The sequence below is a fragment of the Mycobacterium sp. SMC-17 genome (genome assembly GCF_045310915.1).
GTDB lineage: Bacteria > Actinomycetota > Actinomycetes > Mycobacteriales > Mycobacteriaceae > Mycobacterium.
In genome coordinates this window covers 1-26049 of the sequence record NZ_JBJIAK010000038.1, presented here as the reverse complement: position 1 = coordinate 26049, position 26049 = coordinate 1, and the positions used below count along the sequence as shown (strand labels likewise).

Sequence of the window (26049 nt, the reverse complement as noted above, 5' to 3'; positions counted from 1 at the left end):
GCGCCGCGCGATGAGATTGCCCACCCGCGCCGGTCTACGTGAGTATGGAGAGTGTGGACTTACCCGTGCAGCCACCGATAGACCCGATGCTGGCCAAGGCCGCCGTGAAGGTGCCGGACGAGGCCGGGCTGTGGTCCTACGAGCCGAAATGGGACGGGTTCCGCGCCCTGGTGTTCCGCGACGGCGACGAAGTGGTGCTCCAGTCGCGCAACGGAAAAGAGCTGGGAAGGTACTTCCCGGAGTTGCTTGCGGCGCTGCGGGACGAGATCGCGCCGCGCTGTGTGCTCGACGGCGAGGTGGTGGTGCCGCGGGAGATCAACGGCCGCATCCGGCTCGACTGGGAATCACTCAGCCAGCGCATCCATCCCGCGGCCAGCCGGGTGCAGATGCTCGCGGAACAGACGCCGGCGCACTTCATCGGCTTCGACGCGCTGGCCGACGGCGACCGCATCCTGCTGGCCGAACCGTTCCGCGTGCGCCGCGCCGCCTTGCAGGACCTGGTGAGCGAGAAGCAGTGGTGCCACGTCACGCGGACCACCGAGGACCCCGAACTCGGCGCACACTGGCTGACCACATTCGAGGGCGCGGGACTCGACGGCGTGGTCGCCAAACGCCTCGACGGCGCCTACCTGCCGGGCAAGCGGGAGATGGTGAAGGTCAAGCACGCCCGGGACGCGGATTGTGTGGCGATCGGTTACCGCATCCACAAGAGTGGTGAGGGCATCGGGTCCATCCTCCTGGGGCTCTACACCGACGAAGGCAATCTCCACATGGTCGGTGGCGCAGCGTCTTTCACCGTCAAGGACCGCATCGCGTTGCTGGCGGAACTGGAACCGCTGCGCACCGGCGACGCGCAGGACGGTGAACCCAGCCGCTGGAATTCCGCCGCGGACAAGACCTGGATTCCGATCCGTCCTGAGCGGGTATGCGAAGTGGCGTACGACCAGATGGAGGGCAACAGCGTGCAGGGTCGACGCTTCCGGCACACCGTGAAGTTCCGGCGCTGGCGTCCGGACCGGGACCCGCAGAGCTGTACCTTCGATCAGCTCGACGTGCCGCTGAACTACGACCTGTACGACGTCCTGGAGAACTCGTGATGGCAAGTGCCGCAGAAGAACTCGACGTCGACGGGGTCGCCGTCCGGCTCACCAACCCCGACAAGGTGTACTTCCCGCAGCTCGGGAGCAAGGGCACCAAGCGCACGATGGTCGACTACTACCTGGCCGTCGCCGAGCGGATGGTGACGCTGCTGCGGGACCGGCCCACGCACCTGCAACGGTTCCCCGACGGCATCGAGGGTGAGGAGATCTACCAAAAGCGCGTTCCGGTAAAGCATCCGGATTATCTGAAGACCTGCACCGTGACCTTCCCGTCGGGCCGCACCGCCGACGCGCTCAAGGTGACCCACCCGTCGGCCATCATCTGGGCCGCGCAGATGGGCACCATCACGCTGCACCCGTGGCAGGTTCGCTGTCCGGACGTCGAGCACCCCGACGAACTGCGCATCGACCTCGATCCGCAGCCCGGCACCGGATTCACCGAGGCCCGGGAGATCGCCACCGGTGTGCTCAAACCGATCCTCGATGAACTCGGCCTGACCGGGTATCCGAAGACGTCGGGCGGCCGCGGCGTCCATGTCTTCGTCCGGATCAAGCCGGAGTGGGACTTCATCGCCGTCCGCCGGGCCGGCATCGCCTTGGCCCGCGAGGTGGAGCGGCGCGCGCCCGACGCGGTGACGACGTCGTGGTGGAAGGAAGAGCGCGGCGAGCGGCTGTTCATCGACTACAACCAGAACGCGCGGGACCGGACCTTCGCCTCGGCGTACTCGGTGCGTAAGACGCCCATCGCCACGGTGTCGACGCCGCTGTCGTGGGCCGAGCTCGCCGACGCCGATCCCGACGACTACACCATGGCCACCGTGCCGAAACTGCTTGCGGAGCGCGACGATCCGTGGGCCGGCATCGATGACGTGGCGCATTCCCTGGAACCGTTGCTCGAGATGGTGCAGGCCGACGAGGACCGCGGGCTGGGGGATCTGCCGTATCCGTCGGAGTTCTCTAGGAAGTGGCTATGTGCGGGCGTGTCGAGGGGGAACAGGTCCGGACCCGGCTTACGGTGTGGGAGTGCTCTCCGCCGCCGCACCAGCAAAGACGTGGACAGTTCTGATAACGAAACGCCGGGAAACGTGGCCGACGGGGTACTCCGACGTCCTGGACGCGTGCGGTCCGTTAACCCCTGACGCTTACCCGCCGGGGGTTGTAAAGGGCACGCCGATTCTGCTCTCGGGTAACGGTGAGCTCGACGAATGGCTTGTGCTCTATTTCAATTCGTGCCCAGAGTTCACCTCGCTGGATCCGTCATCCCGAAAGACCTATGCGCGCGAGATCGCCATGTGGTGTGGTTTTCTCGGGCAACAAACTGACCCGATGACCTGGCTAGAAGCTACGGAAGAAGAGTTCGTCGACTACAAGATGCGCAGAACCGACCAACTTAATTCCGCCAATGCGGTGACGGGAGCAACGTGGAACAAGGCCGTCTTCGCGCTCAGGGGCTTGTACGACTGGGCGTTGAGCCGCAAGATTCCTATTACACCTCATGGACCTGTGATCGATGCGAGCCCGGTGCCCGGCGGGCGCGGCGCGACGAAGTTGCCAGGCGTAAGGGCGAACGCGGCGTTCGTGCGTACCGAACGGGATCGGTGGATCGTCCCCGGGACCTACCGTCTATGGCGCGATGTTGGCCTACGTGGCCGCGGCGTTCAACGAGTCGGTGTAAGCCAGTGGCAAGCCGCAGGCGACGATGAATCGTGCCGTGCCCGCAATTCGTTGCGCAACACAGCATTCACCGACTTCATCTACTCAACCGGTTTACGCGTTCAGGAAGCCGGTTCACTACTGGTGGCGGAACTGCCGCCGGCGGAGGTGATCGAGGCGAAGCTGCCGGCAGCGATCGCCAAGTACGGCAAGGCCCGGATGTGGTACGCGCCGCCGACTGTGATGCGGACGGTTCGCAGCTATGTGGCGGTTGCGCGGGCAGCCGCCGTTCGCCGGGCGATACGTGAGAGCCGTTATGACGAGATCGGGGGCATCATCTGGGTGACGGAGGTCCGCCGCTCGCGCAAGGGAACCCTGGACGCCATCCGCGATGACGGTGCCGTCATGTCATTAAACACGATGAAGCCAGAGGTCCGGAGACGCTTATTCTGGCTTCGCGAAGGTCACCCGGAACCAATGGCGTTGTGGCTTAGCGAGTCTGGAACCCCGTTCCATCACGACTCTTGGATCGGGATCTTCGATGCCGCGAACGAAAGGCTCTGGTCAGCACTGGAAGACACCGGCGCGGCAGCCAGTGACGAGCTGACAGTCACACCGCATTCCCTCCGATTCAGCTTTGCGCTGGCGCTCACGGTGCAACTGCATCAGCGGCTCGATTATTCGCACGGATGGGACGAGAGCGTCTCCTACGGGGACGGGTCACGCTACGACGAGGTATTCCGCACCGTGAAAGACGTCCTGGGCCACAAGTCGGTCGAGACGACACGAAACATCTACATGCCTAGGGTGCAACGACTGCGCTTCGACCGACTGTTTGGTACCCCAAACGAACGGATGACCACCACCGGCGATCTGGTATCGGCCCTGGCGCAGGACCTCGTCGAAGTTCGCGACTTGACCGGGTCCAAATCGTGACAGCGCCCAAGCGCCGAGAGTCCGCCGACGGCGTTGTCGCGCGTCGCGACGATCCGGAGGTCGTGGTCGCCACTCTGCCCGGCTCTTACGCACCTACCGTAATCGACCTTCGGGAGTGGCCCTGCGACACGAAGCTCAGGGTGCAACTCGCCGATGCCATCGAGGCCCTGACAGGAGTGAACGGAACGTGGAAGAGTGCCCAGTCGGCACGGCAAAACCGTGACCGGATCAAGTATTTCGCACGGTGGTGCGGTGAACACGAGGTACGCGAGCTCCAACAGTTGACCCCGGATCGGTGGAACAGCTACCTGCTGCACTTGGCGACGAAGGGAACCAAGTCCAACACCCAGCACAGGCAGCTGGTCGCGGTGAGACAGCTGATACGCCGATATCCGCATCGGCTCCACCCCGACCTCTCCAGGCATTTGAACCGACGGCTGCCGAAGCGGGACGCTGACGAAAGTCAGCCTTATTCACAGGATCTCTACGACGCAATCCTCAAGGCGGCGGCCGCCGCCGTCAACGCTGAGTTTCAACGCATTCACCCCAACCAGCTGATGCTGCGGCGGCGCAACGATACTAAGCTCTCGCCCGAGCATAAGGCTCGTGCCGACGCTCTACGTGAAGTCGCCACTACTGGCGCCCCGCTATCGGACGCTACCCGCGACGCGTTGGGAATCACCCTCTCCGACCACCGATACTCCGGGGTCAACAAGGCACGACCGATGCTGTTCGTCAGCCAGGAAGGCGCCGTCGCCATCGCCGTGCTCATCGCCTGCCTGGAGGGGGCGAACTTCACCCCAATCAACGAGCGGAAGGTCCCCTCGGCCGCCCCGGGCCTCGGTGTCAGAGAGGAGATTTGGGGCGTCGAAGACGAAAAGCGCCGGCGACATGACCACCCATACGACGCCCACGCAATACCGAAGAATGCCCGCCGTGCAATGTCAAAGATCATCGAGATGACCCAGCCGGGACGGGACTACTTGGCGGCGAACAATCTGCCTGGTGCTGACCGCCTCATCGTCTACTGGCCTGCCATGAAGGCTTTGGAGTCTTCTCCGTCGGTCGGCCTGACCCCTAGTCACCTCAAGCTGAGCAGGCTCACGTGGTGGCCGAACCAGGACGAGCCGATCTCGTTCACCCGCATCCGCAAGACCGTCCGCGTGCTGATCGACCGGACACCGCAGGGACATTCGCGCGCAACCTGGTCCACCACCTACATCGAAGCATCGGAAGTCGAACGCGAGCGGCTCATGACCGAAGCGGTGGAGACCGGGCTGTGGGCGGTGATCAAGAACGCTGAGAACCACCTGAAGATGCGCTACGAGCGCGCCCTCGCGATGACCAACACCGATACAACGATCGGCGGGTGCGTCGACTGGGAGCACCACCCCCTCACCGGGCAACCCTGCGGCGACGACTTCCTGCTATGCCTGCAATGCGCCAACGCCTTCGCAACCCCCCGCCACCTTCCCCGGCTCATCGAACTGCGCCACCAGTTGGAGGCCATCGCCTCCACCGACGGACCCGACTGGACGGATTTCCGGGCCATGGCCTACGGGTGCCTCGTCGCCCTCATTGATGACCGGACGCTCATCACCGACGGCGAATATGCTGCCGCCGAACGTGACATCACCGACGAGGACCGAACCGAAATCCATCTTCTCCTCAACGGAAAGTACACATGACCCGATCTGTAGTAGGCGCGGATGACCTTGCTTCTGGCAACCACACCGGCGCCGTCGATTGGGCGGCCGTCGAGGCCGGACCGGTCGTCGTGCATCCGTTGCGGCTTAAGCGCCCCGACCTTCCAGGAAGCATATTCACCGACGACAGATGGTCTCTCCGCCCTATGGAGGTCACACGCGGTACCGTCCAGAACCTGCACTGGATACCTGGGCCGAAAGAGCAGCAGTATCGGATCCCGCCCCAACTGATTGATACGTTCAAGCGCGTCATATGGCTGATCATCAACAGGCCCGCGCCAGTTGCCTACCTCGCAGGCAACAATGGCCGGACATGGCCGGCGGCCTCATCTGTGCACGCGCGGTTCGTAGCGATGCGTCATCTCGCCGATTTTCTTGGCCGACACAAAATCACCCAACTTCGCGATGTGAGTGTCGACCTGCTCGACGAGTATGCGTCGGGCGTCATTGCTGACGAAAGTCGGTCCAGTCATGCGCGAAAGGCTCAGGCCCTCGGGTACATAGCAGTAATTGCCCACCTGGCCGACGACTTACCAGAAGCCGATCGCATGGTTGAGCCGTCGTGGTCTGCCGCAAACCTTGGAGCTGGCCGTCGTGCGCGTGCAGCCGACAATAGCAAGGAGATCATCCACCCGGATACATTCGCGCCGCTGCTGTGGTGGTCCCAGCAGATTCTCAGCTGCGCCCCGGACATCGTCGCCGCCGTGACGTGGCTGAACGCAGCATTGAGCCGCCCGCAAGTTCGCGAGAGTTCACGCGCGGGTTTCGACGCAGTCGAGCAGATCGTGGCTTTGCGTGGCGGGGTCCTGCCCCAAGGCGAGATCGACGGTTATGTCGCTGCGCAGTACCTCATTGCGGTGCATGAGGCCGAGATTAACATTCGCGATTTCAGCAGCTGGCGTAGGCAACGCGGTGGCACATTTTCAGTCGATCGGTTTGTGCCGCAGCCGATTCCGGTACCCGTCACGTGCTTCATCGAGGGGCGGCCCTGGCTTCCGCTGATCGATTACCGAGATATCGGAAAACTACAACGCGTTCTCCAAGCGGCGGCGGCGATTCTGATTTGCACGTGTTCGGGGATGCGTGGCGAGGAGTGCACGAACCTGCAGCGCGGTGCACTACGTACGGTTCCACGTCCGGACGGAGCCCACTCATACCGGATCGACGGTCGCATCTTCAAGGCAGTCCGCGACGGCGACGACCAGCAGGACCGCGGCGGCAAGCAGTGGGTGTGGGCGACCATCAAACCCGGCGCCGACGCTATCACGGCACTGGAACGCCTCGCCGATGTGACCGGCTCGAGCGGGTTGCTGGCTCACCCGGAGTCACGTCGTCAGCCAGGATTGACGAGCGCAACGATGACTCGGTGGGTTGACGAACTCATCGAGTGCGCCAATGGGTTGCGCACCGCACTCGGCATCGATCGCATCCATAACATCAACCCGGACCCGGCCGGAAGCGTCACGCTCGACCGCTTTCGTCGCAGCGTTGCGTGGCATATCGTTAATCAGCCTGATGGCCTCGCTGCGGCGGGTGTCCAGTTTGGGCACATGCAGTCGACTACTACTGATGGCTACGGCTCCACCATCACGTCCGGTATGGCGGCCACAATGGATCACGAGCGCACCGAGGCCATGTACAACGCTCTCCAGAACCACGCGAACGCGGCCAAGAACGGACTGAAAGCGTCTGGCCCTGCGGCCAAGCGGCTCGGCCAGGCGCTAAATCGATTTGTCGCTGGCAAATTCCCGGGCACGTATGCGGATCTGACGAAAAAGGAAGAACGCCGGCTGCGTAGTGATCCAGACATGGCTGTGCGAGAGAATCCCGGCCACGCGTGCCTCTGTCTTGCCGACCCGTTGAGGCCTGAGACCATGGCGTGCTCTCGCGAGAACGACGGCGAGCCTAACCGCAATGACTGCAGAACCTATTGTGGCAGCAGGGTCTACACCGATACCACGGTTGCGCAGGACAAGAAGGAGGCTGCCCAACTCCGAGATCGGTTGCAGAACGTGAACCCGATCTTGGCGGCGCGGATCACCAGGCGGATCACGCACCTCGAAGAGCACATTTCTAAACACGAGAACACAGCATTGCCGTTGCTGAAGATCATGTCTGCGGAGGAAGCCAAAGCGGCCCGCGTTTTGGAGAAGGACCAACCTCAGAGCTCAAGACCGTCGAACGTGCCTACAGATGGAGACGTGGCATGACCTCCGGCGCTGTCATACCTGTGGCGCAACGTGATTGGCCTCCGACGGACGACGAAATCAACGGTGAACGCAATCCCACGCGTAAGGCCGTCTTAGTTGCGATGCGGAGTCTGCTCACAGGGGAGCCCGCGCCAAAACCGATAAATCAAGGTAAGCGAAGTGTCGCGGCGCTGGCCAACGAGTCCGGAGTCGGACGCACCCGGCTCGTGCGCGGTGCACTGAGCGATCTTGCCGACTGGATGGACAGGGCCGTCGCCAAGCAGGACGACGTGGTCACTCCGCAACAGATTGAATTGAACAAGAAGCTCCAGAGAATGCTGGAGCGGGCGCTCGACGCTGAGCGTAAGTACGCAGAAGCACGCGACAAGCGGAAAGATCTGGAAGCCGTCGTCCAGGCTCTATCAGAGCAACTTCAGGTGAGCATTCGCGACCGCGCAAGGCTGCAGGGAAAGCTGGACAGACTTAGCAAGAGAAGTGCTGGTGCATTCCCGCTGAATGAGTCCGGCTCATCTTGATGGTCCGGCAATGCCGTGCATGCGCTGCACTCGTTCGATACCGGATCCGAGGTTTAATAATTGGCAAGGCACGAAGCGCCAGGCGCCGCAGTGCCCGATGCCGACATGACTCGAATTAGATTTGCTGATGCTTCATGAGGTGGGCCGCCCGCGCACGTATAGACTTAGCCGTTGCTTGGCCGATAGAACCGCGCACCGCGCCGGGGGGGCTTGCGTATGCCTACCAAAGACGTCGCTTGCCGTACTTGCGGTGCTCTCATCTTGCGATCCCGCGAGGGAAGTTGGTATCACGTCGACGCCCGCGGAAAGCGTTTGCGAGTAGGGCATGACGCCGCCGTGCCTTGCCGGAGCCCCGGTAAGCAGGTCTACGGGAAGAAGCGCGAAGCCGCAGAGGCGCTGGCGAACCTGCGCTCGGTCGAGACGATCGAATCGGGGCGCGTCTATTGGTGCGGTGCTTGCCGTGGCTACCACATCACCTCACAGGGGTCGACCCGTCAGGGAAGTCACGGATCTGCGACCGGCACGCTGGTCGGTGACCCCGCGTTGCATAGGCACCTGCGACGCCTGGCGCGCGAGGCTAGCGAAACACGAGGCGAATCTCCTTCCTAAGCTCAGCCGCTCACTTGAATCCGGTCCGTCATCGACCGACGAGGGTGTCCAAGACGTCGCTGCAACCGATGGCCAGCCTATTTGCAATGGGTCTGGGTCGGCGCAATACCGAAGGTGCCGCGAAATGTCGGTGCGGTGCGCCACACTACTTGGGCGCCGATGGCAACGTGGCAGGCCGGGGGAGGGGCCATTCAATGGAACAGGTAGGCAGGGTGACGATCGAGGGCACTCTGGAACGCCTGCACGGCCGGCTCGAGTCGCATTTCGGCCAACTCGCAGGGGCCCGGAACACACACGCCCCCGGCGCGCCGGTGTTTGCTTTGGAGCACGGACTGGACGATGAGGACCTCGGTTCTCTCAAAGACGCCGTTCGGGCGGCGGTCGCGGCGGGATTCGGCACTAGCTACAAAAAGTGGTGGCTACCGTTCGCCGTCTACGCTGCGGAGTCGGGGTACGGCTACGAGGGCGGCGAGTACTGGGTCACGTTCGCCGATGAGACACCGCGCTGGACAGAGGTTGGTAACAACAGCTGGATTCGTTCGCAGTTCATCAAGTTCGCCGACCAGTTCAACGGCGTGCGTCCCCGCGGTGCGTTTGCCGAGCATTTCCCGATCATTGCCTGGCCGATCACCCACGCAGTCCTTCCAGTGTATCTGCAGCGCAACCTGGCTCAGCTGCTGTTCGAGTTCAGAGCGGCGCTCACGAGCGACCTGCTCAGGGACCCGGAGGCACTCGGGGCTCGCCTGGCGGCCAGAACCGCCTCTTACACCGAGCGGTTCCGAATTTTCTGCGAGAACACCGCTCTGCTGGGGTCGGTCGCAATAGCCTTGCTGGGCGAGACCGCTGAGTCGCCGTATCTGTCGACACCGACACAGCAACGCCTCGCTGAAAGTATGTCGCGCGAGTCGGTGACACGCCGCTGGTTGGATTCAGCGCGAGGAGCGGCGAGCGGTGTGCGGGCGAGAGGGTTTCGATCCTCGGCGCGCTCGACGAATCCCCGCGACGTGGAATCCGCCCGCGTGGCTGCGCCCTGTCCCACCGACGTCGGGCTGGAACTGCGTCGCCGCGACGGAGCGTGGCGATTGCACGCCGTCCTCCCGGACCTGACCGTCATCAGCCGACGCCTGCCCGAGACCTTCGAGCACCTGCGATCGCGCCGCACAACCGTCGAAGGGCTAGATGGGCCGCCGCTGGCAAGGGGGCGCTTGCTGTTCGCCGGTCAGTCCGTTCGCCTGCTGAGATGGCCGCGACCGGACGCGCCCTTCCTACAGGTGCTGGGAGCCCCCGATCACATCAACCGGGTCCTGGCGGACCTGTGCGTCGTCCGCGGAGGACCGATCTGGCTGTTCATCGAACGCGTGAACGGCCTTGCTCAGCAGGTCCGGACCCGTGTCCTGCGGCCCGGCCGGACCTACATTCTGGTGCAGCCCGGGTCTGAGCCCGCACCGGGTCTCGAATGGTCGAGCCCGACGTCGCTCGACGTCGACGGCATGCGCGCACAGCGCCTGCAGGTCCCCGATCAGATCGGCGACGAGGACCGCGCCGCGCTAATTGCTATCGGACTACATGTCGTCACTGACATCATCGTCAGCCCCGTTGGCGTGGTTCCAAGTGCGTGGGACGGTGGAGGCCTGATGGAGTGGTCGGCCGGCGAACACGCTGCCATAGCGATCACTGCGAATTCCGATCCGTCGCAGTGTGAACTCACCCTCGACGGCGTCACATACCTCATGGAGTGGCCCGCGGGGAAGAGTCGGGTGCTCGTCGGGTTAGGGAATCTGGAAGTTGGCGCGCACGCGTTACGGGTCCGGTTGTTCGCCGGCCACAACGTCCTCAGCGCATCCGAAGACTTATTCATCACCGTTCGCGACCCCTTGGTCCGTTCCGAGAGCGCGACCGAGGCCGAAGGTCTGCGCGTGCTAGCCTCGCCAGCCAGGCCGTCGATGGCCGATCTGTGGGACGGACGCGCTACGCTCTCGGTCCTAGGGCCGGCGGGCCTGGCCGCTGACCTGCGCGTGACGCTGCGCTCGGACACCGGGGGGCAGTTGGTCCACATCCAGCGCTCCGTGCAGCTTCCCGTCGACGAGAACCGGTGGCTGAGCATCGCGCGCTCGATTCGCGAGCACAACAGCTTCCGTGACGCCTATGACGAAGCCGAATCCGTCGAGATCGCCGTGGCCCGGTCGGGGGTCGGATTCGCAACCATCCACGCCGACAGAGGCTTCCGCCCGTTGCGATGGAAGATCAGCCGCCACCACGGTCATGGCCGGATCGCGCGCCTGATCGACCGAACCGATGGTGCCGCAACGCGGGTCGAGCTTTACTCATTCGAAGACCCGCTGACGCCGACGCCACAAGATGGCGGTGCGCCGATCGAGATCCCGCCACTGGGCGGGCTACTGCGCGCAGTGGCGGGCGAGGTGGTGGAGTCAGTTCTGCTGCCCACCCAACCCAACGCAGTGATGCGCGCTGGCCGGCTGCGGCCCAAGGTCGAGATCCGCGCCAAGACCTCGCAGGAGATCCACCGCTTGTCGTTGTGCCACCGAATGTGGAGCGAGGCGGACCTGCCCGCAGACCCGTTCGCCCACAACCGCAGAGCGCATGTCTTGGACGCGATCGTGCGGGAGATCGCCTCGGAGTTCGGCGGTTCGTACTGGCGGTCGGCCGAGCGTCGGCTGAATGCGGCGCAGCGACCTCTGGACCACATCGATGATCTGCAGGCGGCTGTTGGCATTGACCAACGCCAGAAAGCGCTTGCCAGTGAGATCTCGCGACGCCTGTGGCGTTGGTCTGATCCGGCGGAACTGCGATCGGGGTTCGCCGACGTGATCGCCTCGACGCTGCGTCGCACCGGCCTGGACGATGTCGCTGATTCGTCGCTGTACCTGATGCACCTGGCAGACGACCTATCGGCGCTGTGCGACTGGGACGCCGACCAGAGCTCCAAGATCGTATCGGCGGTCGTACGCGCGCCTGTGCTGCTACGCGCGGCGCGATTCGCCGTGCTCGGAGCGAGGGCTTTCAGCGAGGACGAGCCGACACGACGGGGGGCACACTGATGACCGTGGTGGTGATGAGCGCTGATGAATGCGAAGCGCTCGCGCTAAGCACCTTGGGACTCGCCGATGCTGGATTCGCGATCACTTCCACCGAGGCTATCGCGGCGTCCCTGCGTCGCGCCGCGTCGTTCCTCTGCCCTTGCCCACCTCGGCGGATCGTCGATGCGGTACTGGAGGTGATCCGGCCACTGGCTCCTGAGGATGTACTTAAGCGCCCCGACGTCATGACCGTCCTAGATCTCATCGTAGCGGGCGGCGACCTGGTTGAACTACGCCCTGACGCGGCGCGGGCAACTCGGTTGCTCTACCTAGGTCCGCCTACGTACGTGCAGAAGGAGCCGGGACTGTACTTGATCGCGGGCGTGCGGCCTTACGGTGAGCCGCTGATCGAGGCCGACCGGGGCTGGGTCGAGTACTACGGCCACACCCGCATGATCGCCGTCGACGACATCGACGCGCGGAACGTGCTGCGCGGCTTTGGTTTGCAGAGCGTCAGCCCGCAGCGTTGGGTAGGGCAACCCGCGGCAGTCGCGGCCTCGGAGTTATTGGCCGCGACGAACACACGGTTGGACGGTGGATTGTCCGCCGGTGCGTTCGCCCCCCAGTACAGCGTGATCGATCCGCAAGCGTCGGTGACGTACTACCGGGGCAGGTGGCGTCCCCTGGTTCCCGCCGACGCTGGCATCTTCGTCGCGCGGCGTCCGCAGGCGTATGGCGCCGACGTCTGGTGTGTTCTTAGGGTCTCTGACGGTGTGCCGCAGCGTATCGTCGACTTTCCGATCGACGACCCTGGGGCCGCGGGTCGCGACGAGGCCTGGCGGTTGCAGGCGGCGATCGATGCGGAGTTAGGGCACCCGCAACGGGTAAGAACCCGCCACATCGGCGACACGGGCAGCGACGTCATATTAGATTTCTTCTCACCGCTGCCTGGTTGGGCGGAGCGTCGGATCCAATTGGCCGCATACGTTGTCGACCGTTCGGCCGGTGCGCTGGTCTCGTTCCGCGCGTCACCAGCGGCGAGCCATGACCTGCAAAAGTACCTTAGCGACATGCTCTGGGTGCAGCCGACGGACGGAGAACTCTAGCGTGAACGCCCCAGCTCGCACGATCGCCGAGACGGTGTCCGAAATCCAGTCGGCGCTAAGCGATTACATTGAGGCGACTTACCACATCAGCCATCCAACTCTGATTGATCAACGCCGCCTGTTGTTGGGCGAGGAGGGTGTGCTGTTCCGAACGCCGTTCTTCGAGAGCACGCCGCGCTACCAGACGGGCCGGACGTTCGACCAAGTGGATATCGATGACGCCGCCAAGAGCCTGTTGCGAGAACTGTCGGTGCCAGCCGGGCCGCTTCCTCGGATTCTGTTCGATCCGCCCTACACCCATCAGTCAGAGGCACTCGAGCGTGCGGTGCGCGATGGCTACAGTCTGGCGATCACCACCGGCACGGGGTCCGGGAAGACCGAGTCGTTCCTGCTGCCGATGCTGGCCAAATTGGCCACCGAGGCGGCCAATCGGCCTGATTCCTTCGCGCAGCCGGGAGTCCGGACCCTGATCCTGTACCCCATGAACGCCCTGGTGAACGATCAACTCGGTCGACTTCGCCTGTTGCTCGGCGATCCCCGCGTCGTCGCCCGTTTCGCGGCGTGGGCCGACCGACCGGCCCGGTTCGCGCGGTACACGAGTCGAACGCTGTATCCGGGCGTCCGAACAGTGTCCAAGGATCAGCGGCGTCTCGCGGCGATCGAGGACTTCTACATTTACCTGATCGACCAGGCCGCTGACCCGACCTCGCCGTGGCACGCCCAGGCTGTCACTTTGAAGGACACGCTCATCGCAAAGGGCAAGTGGCCTGCCAAACCAGATCTGAAGCAGTGGTATGGCAGGAAGGGCAGCCACTGGCAGAACAACTCCGGTGAGTTCATCCGCGCGGTCCTCCAGCCCGGCGACCCGGAACTGCTGACCCGCCACGAGGTCCTGCAGACACCCCCGGATGTGCTGATCACTAACTATTCGATGCTCGAATACATGATGATGCGGCCGTTGGAGCGCCCGGTGTTCGACGAGACGCAGCGGTGGCTGGCAGACAATCCGGCCGAACGTTTCCTGCTGATCATCGACGAAGCCCATCTGTACCGCGGCGCAGCCGGAGCGGAAGTCGCGCTGCTTCTGCGGCGGCTGCGCTCTCGCCTCGGCATCGACGCGCAGCGCCTGCAAGTGATCTGCACAAGCGCCAGCTTCAACAGCCCGGACTACGCACGCGAGTTCGCCGCGCAACTCAGCGGCAAGTCAGTTGACGACTTCATCACCGTCCGAGGCACGTTGGCCCTTCGACCCCATGCCGACGTTGGCGACGCCGCCAATGCCGATGCGCTCAACGCCGTTTCGCTCCAGCAGTTTTTTGACGCGGAGACCGACGGTGACCGTCAGGCGGCGGTTAGCAGTTTGCTTACCCACTGCGGCGTCGCGCTCGACCCTCACCGGACCGTCGGTGAACTGCTCTACGAAGCGCTCGACGCTTTCGGCCCGTTGGGACTGCTTGTCAACGAGACGATGCGGAGGGCGCAACCCGTCCATGAACTTGGGGCCGCCCTCTTCCCCGAACTGGACTCCGCGTCAGCAGACCGCGCGGCCTCGACACTCGTGGCGTTGGGCAGCGCGGCGCGCCGATCCGCCGACGACGCGGGTCTGCTGCCGTGCCGGGTGCATGCGTTTTATCGGGGGCTCCCGGGACTGTGGGCCTGCCTGGACCCCGACTGCACATCGGTTGATCGCGAGCTTCACCCCAATCCAAGCCCGGTGGGTGCGCTTTACGCGCAGCCGCGGGCCACATGTGACTGCGGCGCCAGGGTGTTCGAGCTGTACACCTGCCGGCACTGCGGGTCGGCCTATGCGCGGGGGTACACCGACGACGTCGTGGAGCCGACTTACCTCTGGCATGAGCCGGGAGGGGAGTTCCAGTCGGTATCGGGGTCGATCCCACTTCTGCATCCCCTAGACCTGTTGCTCGAGCGCCCCGCGACCGGCGATGTGGAGCCTGCCGAACTCAATCTCGTTACGGGACGGCTCAATCCAGACCGTGAAGGCCCACGCATGCGTGGTGTTTTTCTGCCGCGACAACGTAGTGGTGAGGCCGTCGACGATGCCGACGGTGACGATCAGGGTGAGGCCAATGGAGAGTTCAAGCCATGTGGCGTTTGCGGGCGGTCGGCAGGTCGTCGGTCCGCGGTGCAGGACCATCAGACAAAGGGCGACCAACCATTCCAGGCGTTGATTACACGTCAGATCGAGGTGCAACCGCCCGGGGCGCAGCCTTACTCGGTGTTCGCCCCGCTACGCGGACGTAAGGTTCTGGCGTTCTCCGACTCTCGGCAAGTCGCCGCGCGGCTGGCACCGAACCTGCAGAAGTACGCGATGCGCGACGTCATCCGCCCGCTGGTCCTGCGTGGGTGGAGCGAACTCGCCGCGCTGCCCGGCGTCAGTCGGCAGTTAGCTCTGGACCGGCTGTTCCTGGCAGTCATGGTGGGAGCGCGGCGACTTAACGTGCGGCTGCGACCTGAACTGTTGCCCGGTGAGTCCATGCACGCACTCGACGAGGTCGGCGCGGCGATCGGGCGCGGGGCCCTTGACGGAGACGCCGACGCGCGTCAGGAACTGCTTATGGTCAACGCGCATCCGCCGCAGTCGTTGTTGAGGACGATCTACGACACGTTGACCGATCGCTACTACGGCTTGTCCTCGCTTGGTTTGGCGTCGATCGCCGAGCGCGAAAACCTCGCCGACACGCTGTTCCCGCAACTTCCGTCCATCGCGGGAATCGCCGACACCGACGAGTCCAAGCGTGCGTTGGTGCGGCTGTGGCTGGCGCAATGGTGCCTTCCGGGACGCGGAGTGTGGATACCGGGGATGAACGGCGATTGGGTGAACACCCCGGGCGGCGTCAGGCCTCACGGGGGCCGATTCACAGTGGTGGACAGATGGCTGCAATCCACACCCAATAAGAACGCGTTCCGACGATCGTGGCTGCCGACTCTGCTGGCGACGTTCTGTGAACCACAGGGCACTAACACCTTCCGCCTGCTGGCAACAAGGGTCGCCTTGCTGACTGGTGGACAGTGGGGCTACTGCGAACGCTGCCGCCACACACAGCGTCCGTATCCAGGGACCGTGCGCTGCGTCAGCTGCCGCGCCGATGAGGTGCGGGTGCTGGACCCTGAGACCGATCCGGTGTTCCACGCACGCAAGGGCTACTACCGCGCCAGTTCGATACGCGCGCTGAGCGATCCGCCCGAACCACCAATGAACATCATCGCCGCCGAGCACACAGCGCAGCTCAACGCTGCGCACTCGAACGCGGTGTTCTCAAAAGCCGAGGAATACGAACTGTTATTCCAGGACGTGGACCTCGCTCTGCCGGGGCCCGGTGGATCGTCGCGGTCGGCGATCGACGTGCTGTCCTGCACGACGACGATGGAGGTTGGGATCGATATCGGCACCCTGTCGGGAGTCGCACTTCGGAACATGCCGCCGTCACGGGCGAATTACCAGCAGCGCGCGGGCCGGGCCGGTCGCCGGGGTAACGCCGTCGCAACGGTGCTGGCGTTCGGAAGTGCCGACACCCATGACGACCATTATTTCCGAACGCCTGATCAGATGATCCGTGGCGAAGTCGACGACCCGGTGCTCACGATGGATAACGACGAGATCGCCCGCCGCCACGTGGTGGCCTACCTGCTGCAGCGATATCTGCGGGATCGTCTGCCGGACATCGCCCCTGATGAGCAGCGGCAGTTGTTCGAGGTGCTGGGAACGGTTCGCCAGTTTGTTGGCACCACATCGCCGTTGAACCGCACTGACTTTGAGGAGTGGCTACGCACGCACAAGGAGGGCCTGCGCGCCGACATCGACGCCTGGTTACCCGGTGAACTCGCGGAGGGGAATCGCCGAGCCGTGCTGGACGGGATCGTGTCACGCACGCTGACCGACCTCGACGCTGCCTTGGATCAGGGCGGCGACGACGCTGCCAACGACGTGAACGGAGTGCCACAGTGAGCGAGGACGCGGCGAGCGATCCGGTCGACCAACCGGCTGAGGACTCCGCTGAGGCGCCCCATGTGAGCCGCAGTACCGAGAACCTTCTTGATCGGCTGCTCTACAGGGGCGTCCTCCCGCGGTACGCCTTTCCCACCGACGTCGTTGGATTTCATGTGTTCGACCGGGAGAGTTCCGGGCGATTTAATGTGGAGTACCTCTACGCACCGACCCAGGGTCTGACCGTCGCGCTGACGCAGTACGCGCCTGGCAAGGTGGTTTGGATCGACGGTCGGGAGTGGACCTCGGGGGCGATTTATTCGCCGTTCTTCACTGAACGTGCCCGAGCTTGGCGTGACCGGTCACTTTACTTCGAATGCCAGGTGTGCCGCTACGCGCGCCACGTCCGACAGGATCAGGCGCAGCGCGGCGACGAGATCGACTGTCCCGCGTGCGGAGCAGAGGGCAGATTCGGTAAAGCGATGAACTGGATGCGGCCACCCGGTTTCGCGCATCCGGTAACCAAGGACCCCGGCACCAGCCCTGACGACGTTCCGGAGCCGAGCTATGCCACCCGCGCAAAGCTGGTCGCCGAGGGTCCTTCCGACGCGAGTGACTGGACCCATATCACCGACCGCCTTGAGCAAACATATCGGCGGGATACGTTGTTGGTCACCAATACCGGACCCCGCGGGGAAGGTTACAGCTACTGCACCATCTGCGGTCTTATCGAACCGACCGCAAGCGCGACGGGGGAGGTAAACGGCACCCACCGCAAGCCCTATCCCGACGAGGAACCTGATTGCCCGGGGTCGCGCTCCACCCACGGACTGGTGCTCGGCACCGATTTCGTCTCGGATGTCCTCCTCGTCCGACTCAGCGTAGAACCGCCGCTGACCCTGAGACCCGAACTGCTCTCCACCCAGGTAGCGCTGCGGACCATTGCCGAGGCGCTGACGATCGCCGCGACCGACCGACTGGAGATCGAGGCGGCCGAGATTCAAGCGGAGTTCCGTCCCGCGCTCACCCAGAACGCCGGCAACGGCCTGGAGGCGGAGATATACCTCTACGACACCCTTCCCGGCGGAGCCGGCTTCACGAGGCGTTTGAGCACACTCGACCGAGTCCTGTACGAGGACACGCTGGCACGACTGGAGCAGTGCCCGGCAGACTGTGACGAGTCGTGCTACCGCTGCCTGCGGTCGTTTCGCAACCGATTCGAACACGGGCTGCTCGACCGCAGGGTTGGCGCGAGCCTGCTCCGATACCTCCTCGACGGAACACCGCCTAACCTCGATACGGCGCGCCTTGGGCGTGCCGCTGACCAGTTATTCGCTGATCTCGACGGCCGACTGGTGGACGGAGTTACCTTTACACGCAACGCGACCATCCACATCGAGGGCATCGGTGACGTCGTGGCGCCGGTGTTGGCCGAGCGCGGGGTGCAACGGTGGATCTTCGCCGTTCACAGCCCACTAAGCCAGACCATGCTGTCCTCTGAGGCGCTCACCGACGCCATGGAATTCGGCAGTGTGCCTGTCCATCCCATCGACGCTATGGTCGTCGCACGCAACCTGCCCTTCGCTAGCCAACAGGTTCTGCAGTGGCTGAGCTAGGAGAGTCCAGGCGCGTATATAAGACGGGCGTCGCCGCATCACAAGCGCTGCTGCCGGCACCGCCGTCGAACTGGAGTTACTCGGCGCTCAAGGAGGTCGAAGCCTGCCCGCGCAAGTACGCGCTCTCCCGCGCCCGTTATCCGGACCTGTGGGGCGGCCGAGGCTATCCGCGGCTCCCCACCACCGCGGCTCTAATGGGCGACGTGATCCACGATGCGCTCGAAACGATCGTCACGGCCTTGGCCGACCACGGGTGCCGGTCGGCGACCGGCCCTGCCGCGATCGGAGTTCTCCGTGGCTTGAACGGCCTCACCGCGGTCGTCGAGCGCTCGCTGGCCCGACGGCTCGAGCGATTGATGGACAACCCCCGCATCGATGCCGAGCGGCGACGGCGGCTCACTCGCGATCTCGGCGCCCGCGTGGCCGATGGACGCGCACAGGTCCAGGAGCACCTCAGTCGGCTGACGTTCGCAGCGAACCCGCCCGCCGCACCAAGCGAACACGGTGGCGAATACGGTCTGCCGAGACCGCCTCGGCGTCGCCCCCTCCCGACGGGGGCGCACCCGGAGGTGCCATTAACCGCCGAAGGGGTGCGGCTGCACGGTCAAGTGGACCTAATCGTCGTGACCGATTCCCACGCCCGCATCGTCGATTACAAGACCGGCGTCGAAGATGCCGGTCACATCGAGCAGGTGCAGATGTACGCATTGATGTGGAGCCTGGACCGCACCGCCAACCCTGCGGGGATCCCGGCGACCGAACTCGTCGTGTCCTATCCCCGTGTGGATGTGTCGTTGATCGGGCCGAGCGCCGATGAACTCCACGCACAGAAAAGGGAGATCATAGACCGAATCGCGGCGGCGGACCGTGCCGAAGAGGACGACGTGCCTACGGCCGTACCGAGTCCCGAGGGATGCGCGCTCTGTCACGTACGGCAGCTGTGCGACACGTACTGGCAGGACGTGGCCGCGGATCCGACAGAGGTTCCCGACGGTGCGTGGTTCGATCTCGAGGCGGTCGTCGGCCCGCCAAACGGAGTGAATAGTCGCTGGATGCTGTCCCCAGGGACGGGGCGACGTCTGCTTCTGCTGCGAACCACGCCAGCATCGGCGGCGCTCAAGGACGGTGATACCGTGCGGATTCTGGGACTACGGGCGCATACCGACCCCGATACCGATGGTGATATCACCGTTGCGTACATGTCCGCTAGCGCGGAGGTGTTCCGCCGCGTCGAACCGGTCAACGGACCACGCGCCGCCCCGGCCGCGGACTGATCAGAGTTCCCCGGCATCCTCGGCGTAGGGCAATTCGAGCAGCGTGTCGTCGTCCGGAAGGGGAACGCGCGCACCGTGTCTGATCGGCATCACGGTGCGGTGAGTTCGGATGTCAGCGATGACCTTCGGCTGCTGCGCGCGGGGCAATCCCCATCGCTGGAACCACCACCGACCCACTTGCTCGTCCGCATCCGGCATGTCGACGTCAACGAGGTAGTCCGGTTCGCATTCGACGCCGAGGGCGTAGAGCTTGAGGTTACGGACGAGCGGCACTCCGTAAACGATGCGTTCCCGACCGTGCTTGAGGAGTTCGTTGGCTGGCCAGCCCAGCGTGGACAGTCCGATCCGTACCTTGCGCAGCCGCGGGCTTACTCCTTCACCGAACAGACTGTTCACGCGCACTGTGCCACCGGTTAACGAGGACAGCCGGACCAGGGCATCAGTGGTCTCGTCGCTGACGTGAGACGTACCGAAGGAGCGGGATCGGCCCAGTTCGACGAAACCCATCCGCTCGCCGGCTGGTCCTCCCATGACTTCCTGTGGCCAGAACAGCCGGTTGTACTGACTCGAACCCGTGCCGTACAGCGAGGTAGTCCCAATGAAGGCGAGGCGCGTCTCTCGCACAACGGGTCGACCGGCCATCGCCGAGGCGATCTCGCTGGGGCGTCCGTACTTGCGGTTGTAAGCCTGCAGCACGGTCGGCGATACGGCCAGTGCGCCCACCAACTTGCCCGCGGCTAACGCGTTGTACGGCGCGACGGCGCCGCACACGGTCAGGTCCGCAATTACAGTTCCAACGCGCTCGCCGCGGGCGCGCCGCACCAGCTTGCGGATCTGGGCCTTGGCTTTCGGGTCGGCTAGCGCGTCGGTAAGGCCCCGAATGGTGGCGCGGGGTTCTAAGTAGGGAGCGAGGGCCTGCGCGGCTTCGAGGGTGTCTGCCAAAGCCGTCGACCGCTTGCTGCGGAAGAGATCCGTCTCTGCGCGAGCGGCCCACTCGCCGATGCCGATGTTCTTGATGTGACGCACGACGCTGTTGCGGTGGTGCCGACGGCGGTGGCGTTCGGCGTCCGCACGCAGTCGAGCTATCACCTCGGGGTTTGGCGTCCACAGGTCCGCGTGCTGTATGACCCCGTCTCGGAGAAGGTCCACGATGTAGATCTCCTCAAGGTGGGTCTTGATGCGCCGTCGGAGCCATCTCGCCACCGCCGCTGAGGGCTGACGGTCTACCTCGGCGACGAACTGATCGGTTTCCCAACCGATCCAGCGATCGCGTTCGGCGATCTGCACCACCGGACTCGAAATCGCCGCGATGCCGATGACCGCGTGGAATTCGGTGGCAGCGTCGCGAACGAGCACCTGCATTGAGCGTCCCGGAACCGTCGCATACGCATTCGACCAGGTGTGTCTGAAATACCGCCAAACATCCTGCAATGCCAACCCGGTGTATTCGCAACTCCCGCCGTCGACGATCTGCACGTACGGCTGGATCACGCTTGCGGGGGTCTCGGCATTACTGAGCGCCGCGGCAAGCTCACGGCCGTCGCGCATCAGGTTGAACACGGATACTAGTCGTCCGTCGTGCAGGCGCGCGCGCTCCATTCGCTCAACGAAGCGGCGCACGCTTGGCTTACGCAGTTGTAGGTCGCGACGAAGATGCTCCTGAGTGCGAACCCTCGCCTTTTCCGCTTCCCGGTCCGCGCCCACCACCGGCGGCGAGAACAAGGCACCAAACTTGTCGACGTCGACCTTCCAACCTTGGTCGATCAGATCAATCGCGGTGTGGGCTGCGGCGGCCAGGTAGGGCCGGTCGTAGAGGTCGCCGAGCCCGGCGGCACCGATCCACCACGCGTGATCGCGTCCGGCGATCTGCGCGCGTGGGGTGCTCGCTAGCAGAGCACACAGTTGTTTGAAACCGGTGCGCTCACGGCGTGATGCGCCCCGGGGAAGGGCCAGGGGCAGATACTTGGGTTCGGTCATATTCTCTGGAGCATCCTCGCGTACGTGTCGCTCCAAATTGCCAGAAGGTCGGTCTGATCTGCATGCCCTCCGCTGGAGAGGTGACTGCGCGCGAACGACAGAATGAGCAATTCGATCGCAGTGCGAAGGGGATTTTCGGCGGATCCGTCGGCGAGACTCTGTAATGGCCCGTAGAGCGCCGCGTAGGCCGGGTGGTCGACGTTCAGCGTTACCTCTAGGATTCCGTCGTCCAGGCGCGTGGACAGCATCGTCTCCGACGGCAATGCGGTTGACGTCAACCGATAGGACAGTCCGCCATTGCCCGACTTCCTCCGGCGAGCATGAGTGATTACCGGCAAATGGGGGTCGGTAGCCTCGGCGATCCGGCAGGACACGGCGGTCGCCGCGCGGAACTTGATGTCCTCGAATTCCTGTCTGACGCGGGCGTTTAGTGAACGCGCCGCGGATTCGAGTTGGGGTTCAAGAGCCTCTCTGAGCTGACTCGACGGTCGTATCCCCTGCTTGTTGATCGTTAACCCGAAGTGTTCGTCGAGATCCGGCTCGAACTCGATTTCGCAGCGCCACCAGTCGTCGTAATTCTCCTTGCGCTTGCCGCCCATGAGGTGCCATCCGAACGCGATCTCGCGACCGGCCCGCATTATCGATACCCCGCCGCCGCCTACGATGTCTGTCCGTCGCTTCGTGGCGTTGTCCAGGCGATGCCATGCTGCAACGGGCAACAAGCTGAAACGAACCTCGACGAACGAGGTACCTCCCGCTGCCGTCGCCAATTCGTATCGTGTTGGCTCGAACGCAAGTGCCGCACTGTGCCCGTCGACGGTCCTGCGCAGGAGCAACGGATCGCGAGATTTCACCCGTGTGCCGTTGATCGAAATGGACACGCCAGCGTCCAAAAACCGCCGGAACACGCGGCCAAGGTCGCGATGAAGTGCACGCTCGAGCCATGCGAGTCTCTGATACTCAACGCGATCACAGCGCTGCCACGAAACGATGCAACCGTTGGGGCTAGTGGTCTGCATTCCAGATCGTCGTGGTCGCAATCCGGCCGGCACGCCGTTGACGACATCGTCAACGTCGAGCCGGACCGTCTGTGGCGTCCGTCCCGCCTGCCAGGCGGTCACCTCGATCCGTCGGGACTGACTGAGAGACGCCGCTGGCAACCCCATTCCGAACCGACCGAACGACTCGCGGCTGTCGAAGCGGCCCGTGCCACCGAATCGCAAGCAGGTTTCCAGTTCGGCACGGCTCATACCGAGTCCGTTGTCAACGACGTTGATTTCCGGCAGGTCGCCCGAATCAGGACGTCCGATCGTAATGGCTATGGATGTAGCACTCGCCTGCAGCGAGTTATCCACGAGTTCGGCCAAGGCGGTGGACATGCTGACGTATCCAGAGTCCCGAACTGCACGAATGAAGTTACTGGCGACGACGAGGTCGGTGTCACCACGCGGGTCGCGACGGCGCTGAGCGGAGGGGCGGCTGCCTGACTGCACAATCCCAGAGTAGCTCGCCGGGCATCTATCTGGGAAGCCGCGCCGTCAGAGAAACGGCAGACGGTAGAGGGCTCAGATCGTTTGCGCGAGTGTGGGACCCAATCGTCGCCCTACTCGCGAGATGTAACGTGCGATGCCTCACCGGCGCTCAGCTGGCGGCCCAGTTCACTATTTGGGCGACGACTGCGTTAATCGATGGGAACTCGATCCGGGCCAGGTCGAGGTTGCGTACGATTGTTCTCACACCGCCCGGAGTCGTAAGCGGGAGCCCGTACCTCTCGTTGGCGTATGTCTTCCAGTTGACCGACTCCGATGGCCCCTTGCCTAACACGCTTCGACACTCGTTGACGAGGGCCTTCCATTCCGGGAACGGTCGCCCGAGGTAGTCACTAATCGCTTGTGGCGGCAAACAGAACAGTAGATCTGCCTCCGGCACGCCAAACACCGCCGGCGTCGGTAGACCCTCCTCCTCGGCTCTCTGCAGTATTCGGAGTATTTTCCGCTCCTCGGACGACCTCTTATTTCCGGAACGATCCCTCATTGTGGCCGTAATCGTCGCGTCGGTAAGGATTCCGTACTTGATCCCGAGGTTCGTGACCAACTCGGCGGAGATGAGACCTTCGAGGTTCTTTGTCCCATGGATTGGTATGAGCTTGACGCCGGCGGCGTCCAACTTTCCGCCGGCGTACTCATCCAAAACCGCCACGTCCAATGGACCCTCAACGAACAGGATCCCCCGATTCAGTGACAGTGCCGTAGCAGGGTGAACCCCCACATCGGCCGCAAGTTCCTGGAGTTGGCGGGTATCGGCCGCGGTGAGGGTGCGCGCCCAGGTTTCAATCAAGTCTTCGTCCCTCGTGATGTGAACGAGCGTGACATCTTCGCTGGGGGCTCGGAGAAACTCGTCGTGGTGTGACGCCACCACGACGTTGAATCCGTGGGAGACCACGCGTTGACACCAGCGGACGACGCTCTCGACTGCTGAGGGATGCAGGTGAGCTTCGGGCTCGTCGATTATCAGCACATGGCCAGAGAAACCCTTGAAGCCGGCATCATGCAGTGTTCGAATGTCCGGAAAGTTCTCCATAAGATGCAGCGCTAGTTGGCAGGCGGCCGCGATCCATCGAGCGGCGCCGTGTCCGGCGGTGTCAACCTCGTCCGAACACTGGCCCTGTCCGCGTTGTACGTACTCGATGGAGATCTTCGACTTGCCCCAGGCGCCCGGCACCTTAATAAACGCGTTGATGCCCCCGTCCACGAAGTCCGGGAGCAGATCCGTTGCCAGCGAACTGAATTGCTCTAGAAGGCGTTGCGTTTCAGGATGGAGCCGGTAGGCGAATGAGTCCTCGACGGACTCCAACCAAACCGATTCCACGCGTCCCGTGAGCAGCGTGGACGCGAGGTGTTCGATCTTCGTCTCGACGCGGGTGTGGAGGTCCTCGAAGTCCCAGTCCATGTTGACCGCGTGAACGTTAGGACCCTCGATTGTCTCGCCTTGCCAATGCGAGCAGTGCACTATGCCGTCATCGGCGTAGTCGAACGGGTCAGCTAGGAGCAGTCCCTCACCGGTAAATGCGATTCGATCGGGTGCGGCGAAGCCTGTTGCTTGAGATGCCACCTTCAATACCCGGTCATCGAAGGACAATCCAGGTTCCAGTTGAACGTACAACGCGCCGGAAGGCCCGTCGTCGAGACGTTGAGGGGTCCCACGCACAACTCTGGCCTGCCCGGGGTTCAGCATGCCGAGCCACGCTTCAAGCACGTTGGTTTTGCCGACGTTGTTCTTCCCGAAGAGAACTGTGAAGGGCCCGACTTCGAAGTCGAGGAACTCCACCGATCGATACCCATAAAGATGCACCCGGAGTAAACGCACCTCTTTACACTATCGGGGTGATCCGTGCCGGTGACCGCATCGTGTGCGCCTCCACCTCGCGCAGCAACGCTCCGCGTGTTTGTCAAACCGAATCGCTTTCACCTCATGCCTCCCGCTGGCGTAATTGATGTCGAACAAATTGGCCGGTCGGCCGCGCCGCCCTCGTATCGTGAAGCGACAATTCCGTTTAAGGATCACTCAAAGGTGGTTGCCATCTGCATCCCAGTTCGCCGATACCTTTTTACTAGGCTGTACGCGCGGAGGTTCCCCAGGCATTTTCGGGTAGTCAGGGGGAAAGTTCTTTTCGACCGGATCCGACTCCCAGAGCCTCAGTAGTGGACCAAGCGAAAACTGTTTTTCGTCGATACCTAACCACGGATCACCTATCTCACTGAAACGTTCTGGCACGGTCGTAATGTTGAAAACGCTTGGATCGTCAGTCTTTTCCAGATCTTCCCACGCCACCGGCGTCGAGACAGGAGCGCCAGGGCGCGCCCGCGGCGACCAAGCTGAAGCGATCGTCCGATCTCGACAGTTCTGGTTGTAGTCAACGAACACTCTGTTGCCGCGAAGTTCCTTCCACCATTCGGTGGTTACTCCCTTATCGCGCCGCTCCAACTCCCGGCCGAAGGCGATGGCCGCATGACGTACGTCGTCGAATCCCCAATCAGGCCTTATCCGCACGTAGACGTGGACACCTCGTCCGCCTGAAGTCTTGCAGTAACCAGTCATCCCGACTTCGCTCAGCAAGTCGCGAGCGGCCAGCGCCACTCGAACTACCTCTGTGAACGGAATTCCGGGCTGGGGGTCGAGATCAATCCGCAACTCGTCCGGCCTATCAACAGAACCTGGATCATCTGTCCGTCGTACTGGCCACGGGTGAAACGTGATTGTTCCCATCTGAGCGCACCAGGCAAGCACTGAACCGTCCCGGGTTTCATGCACCCTCAGGTTTCTGTGATCCGGCCGGTCTACCGGTCACGAGTTGGGAATAGTA

The 26049-nt window shown here is 63.6% G+C and carries 14 protein-coding genes and 1 pseudogene; 11 read left to right on the top strand and 4 right to left on the bottom strand.

Annotation, left to right across the window (positions count from 1 at the left end; genetic code table 11):
• The first annotated feature begins 44 nt into the window (after window positions 1-44).
• The 11 genes and pseudogenes from ACJH7A_RS21515 to ACJH7A_RS21465 all read left to right on the top strand — a co-directional run bounded on the left by ACJH7A_RS21515 (window position 45) and on the right by ACJH7A_RS21465 (window position 19709).
• A complete protein-coding gene (locus tag ACJH7A_RS21515; RefSeq protein WP_212814531.1) occupies window positions 45-1097 on the top strand; it encodes an ATP-dependent DNA ligase in 1053 nt (350 codons plus the stop codon).
• Window positions 1097-2062: pseudogene (ligD, locus tag ACJH7A_RS21510) on the top strand (non-homologous end-joining DNA ligase); the annotation flags it as partial. The gene ACJH7A_RS21515 and the pseudogene ligD, both read left to right, overlap by 1 nt.
• 250 nt (window positions 2063-2312) lie before the next feature.
• Complete coding sequence (locus ACJH7A_RS21505) at window positions 2313-3689, top strand: hypothetical protein (protein ID WP_406802669.1); 1377 nt, start codon at window positions 2313-2315, stop codon at window positions 3687-3689.
• The gene (locus ACJH7A_RS21500) at window positions 3686-5377 is read left to right on the top strand and encodes a hypothetical protein (RefSeq protein WP_406802668.1); all 1692 of its coding nucleotides are present in this window, start codon (window positions 3686-3688) and stop codon (window positions 5375-5377) included. Before ACJH7A_RS21505 ends, ACJH7A_RS21500 begins: the two co-directional genes overlap by 4 nt.
• Window positions 5374-7605 carry a hypothetical protein gene (locus ACJH7A_RS21495; protein WP_406802667.1) on the top strand — a complete coding sequence of 744 codons (2232 nt, stop codon included), beginning with the start codon at window positions 5374-5376 and terminating at the stop codon, window positions 7603-7605. Before ACJH7A_RS21500 ends, ACJH7A_RS21495 begins: the two co-directional genes overlap by 4 nt.
• On the top strand, window positions 7602-8120 hold the full coding sequence (locus ACJH7A_RS21490) for a hypothetical protein (RefSeq protein ID WP_406802666.1): 519 nt from the start codon (window positions 7602-7604) through the stop codon (window positions 8118-8120). The genes ACJH7A_RS21495 and ACJH7A_RS21490 overlap by 4 nt, the downstream gene beginning before the upstream one ends.
• Before the next feature lie 821 nt (window positions 8121-8941).
• Window positions 8942-11788 carry a hypothetical protein gene (locus tag ACJH7A_RS21485; RefSeq protein ID WP_406802665.1) on the top strand — a complete coding sequence of 949 codons (2847 nt, stop codon included), beginning with the start codon at window positions 8942-8944 and terminating at the stop codon, window positions 11786-11788.
• Window positions 11788-12873, top strand: coding sequence for a hypothetical protein (locus ACJH7A_RS21480; protein ID WP_406802664.1), 1086 nt, complete (start codon window positions 11788-11790; stop codon window positions 12871-12873). The genes ACJH7A_RS21485 and ACJH7A_RS21480 overlap by 1 nt, the downstream gene beginning before the upstream one ends.
• 1 nt (window position 12874) lies before the next feature.
• Window positions 12875-16840, top strand: coding sequence for a DEAD/DEAH box helicase (locus ACJH7A_RS21475; RefSeq protein WP_406802663.1), 3966 nt, complete (start codon window positions 12875-12877; stop codon window positions 16838-16840).
• Window positions 16837-18435, top strand: a complete 1599-nt coding sequence (locus tag ACJH7A_RS21470; protein WP_406802662.1) for a DUF1998 domain-containing protein — start codon at window positions 16837-16839, stop codon at window positions 18433-18435. Before ACJH7A_RS21475 ends, ACJH7A_RS21470 begins: the two co-directional genes overlap by 4 nt.
• Window positions 18423-19709: a PD-(D/E)XK nuclease family protein gene (locus tag ACJH7A_RS21465; protein WP_406802661.1), complete on the top strand. Its 1287-nt coding sequence runs from the start codon at window positions 18423-18425 to the stop codon at window positions 19707-19709. Before ACJH7A_RS21470 ends, ACJH7A_RS21465 begins: the two co-directional genes overlap by 13 nt.
• Here the strand turns inward: ACJH7A_RS21465 and ACJH7A_RS21460 are convergent, their stop codons facing one another.
• The 4 genes from ACJH7A_RS21460 to ACJH7A_RS21445 all read right to left on the bottom strand — a co-directional run bounded on the left by ACJH7A_RS21460 (window position 19710) and on the right by ACJH7A_RS21445 (window position 25997).
• On the bottom strand, window positions 19710-21686 hold the full coding sequence (locus ACJH7A_RS21460; RefSeq protein ID WP_406802660.1) for a Druantia anti-phage system protein DruA: 1977 nt from the start codon (window positions 21684-21686) through the stop codon (window positions 19710-19712). It lies immediately after the preceding gene.
• Window positions 21683-23179, bottom strand: a complete 1497-nt coding sequence (locus ACJH7A_RS21455; protein WP_406802659.1) for an ATP-binding protein — start codon at window positions 23177-23179, stop codon at window positions 21683-21685. Before ACJH7A_RS21455 ends, ACJH7A_RS21460 begins: the two co-directional genes overlap by 4 nt.
• A 148-nt stretch (window positions 23180-23327) precedes the next feature.
• Window positions 23328-25013, bottom strand: coding sequence for an ATP-dependent nuclease (locus ACJH7A_RS21450; RefSeq protein ID WP_406802658.1), 1686 nt, complete (start codon window positions 25011-25013; stop codon window positions 23328-23330).
• Window positions 25014-25250: 237 nt separating this feature from the next.
• Window positions 25251-25997: a DNA polymerase domain-containing protein gene (locus tag ACJH7A_RS21445; RefSeq protein ID WP_406802657.1), complete on the bottom strand. Its 747-nt coding sequence runs from the start codon at window positions 25995-25997 to the stop codon at window positions 25251-25253.
• Window positions 25998-26049: the final 52 nt, after the last annotated feature.

Excerpts from the sequence above, each read along its gene's own strand:
- ACJH7A_RS21515 (WP_212814531.1), top strand. The coding sequence starts at position 45 with ATGGAGAGTGTGGACTTACCCGTGCAGCCACCGATAGACCCGATGCTG.
- ACJH7A_RS21495 (WP_406802667.1), top strand. The coding sequence starts at position 5,374 with ATGACCCGATCTGTAGTAGGCGCGGATGACCTTGCTTCTGGCAACCAC.
- ACJH7A_RS21490 (WP_406802666.1), top strand. The coding sequence starts at position 7,602 with ATGACCTCCGGCGCTGTCATACCTGTGGCGCAACGTGATTGGCCTCCG.
- ACJH7A_RS21480 (WP_406802664.1), top strand. The coding sequence starts at position 11,788 with ATGACCGTGGTGGTGATGAGCGCTGATGAATGCGAAGCGCTCGCGCTA.
- ACJH7A_RS21460 (WP_406802660.1), bottom strand. The coding sequence starts at position 21,686 with ATGACCGAACCCAAGTATCTGCCCCTGGCCCTTCCCCGGGGCGCATCA.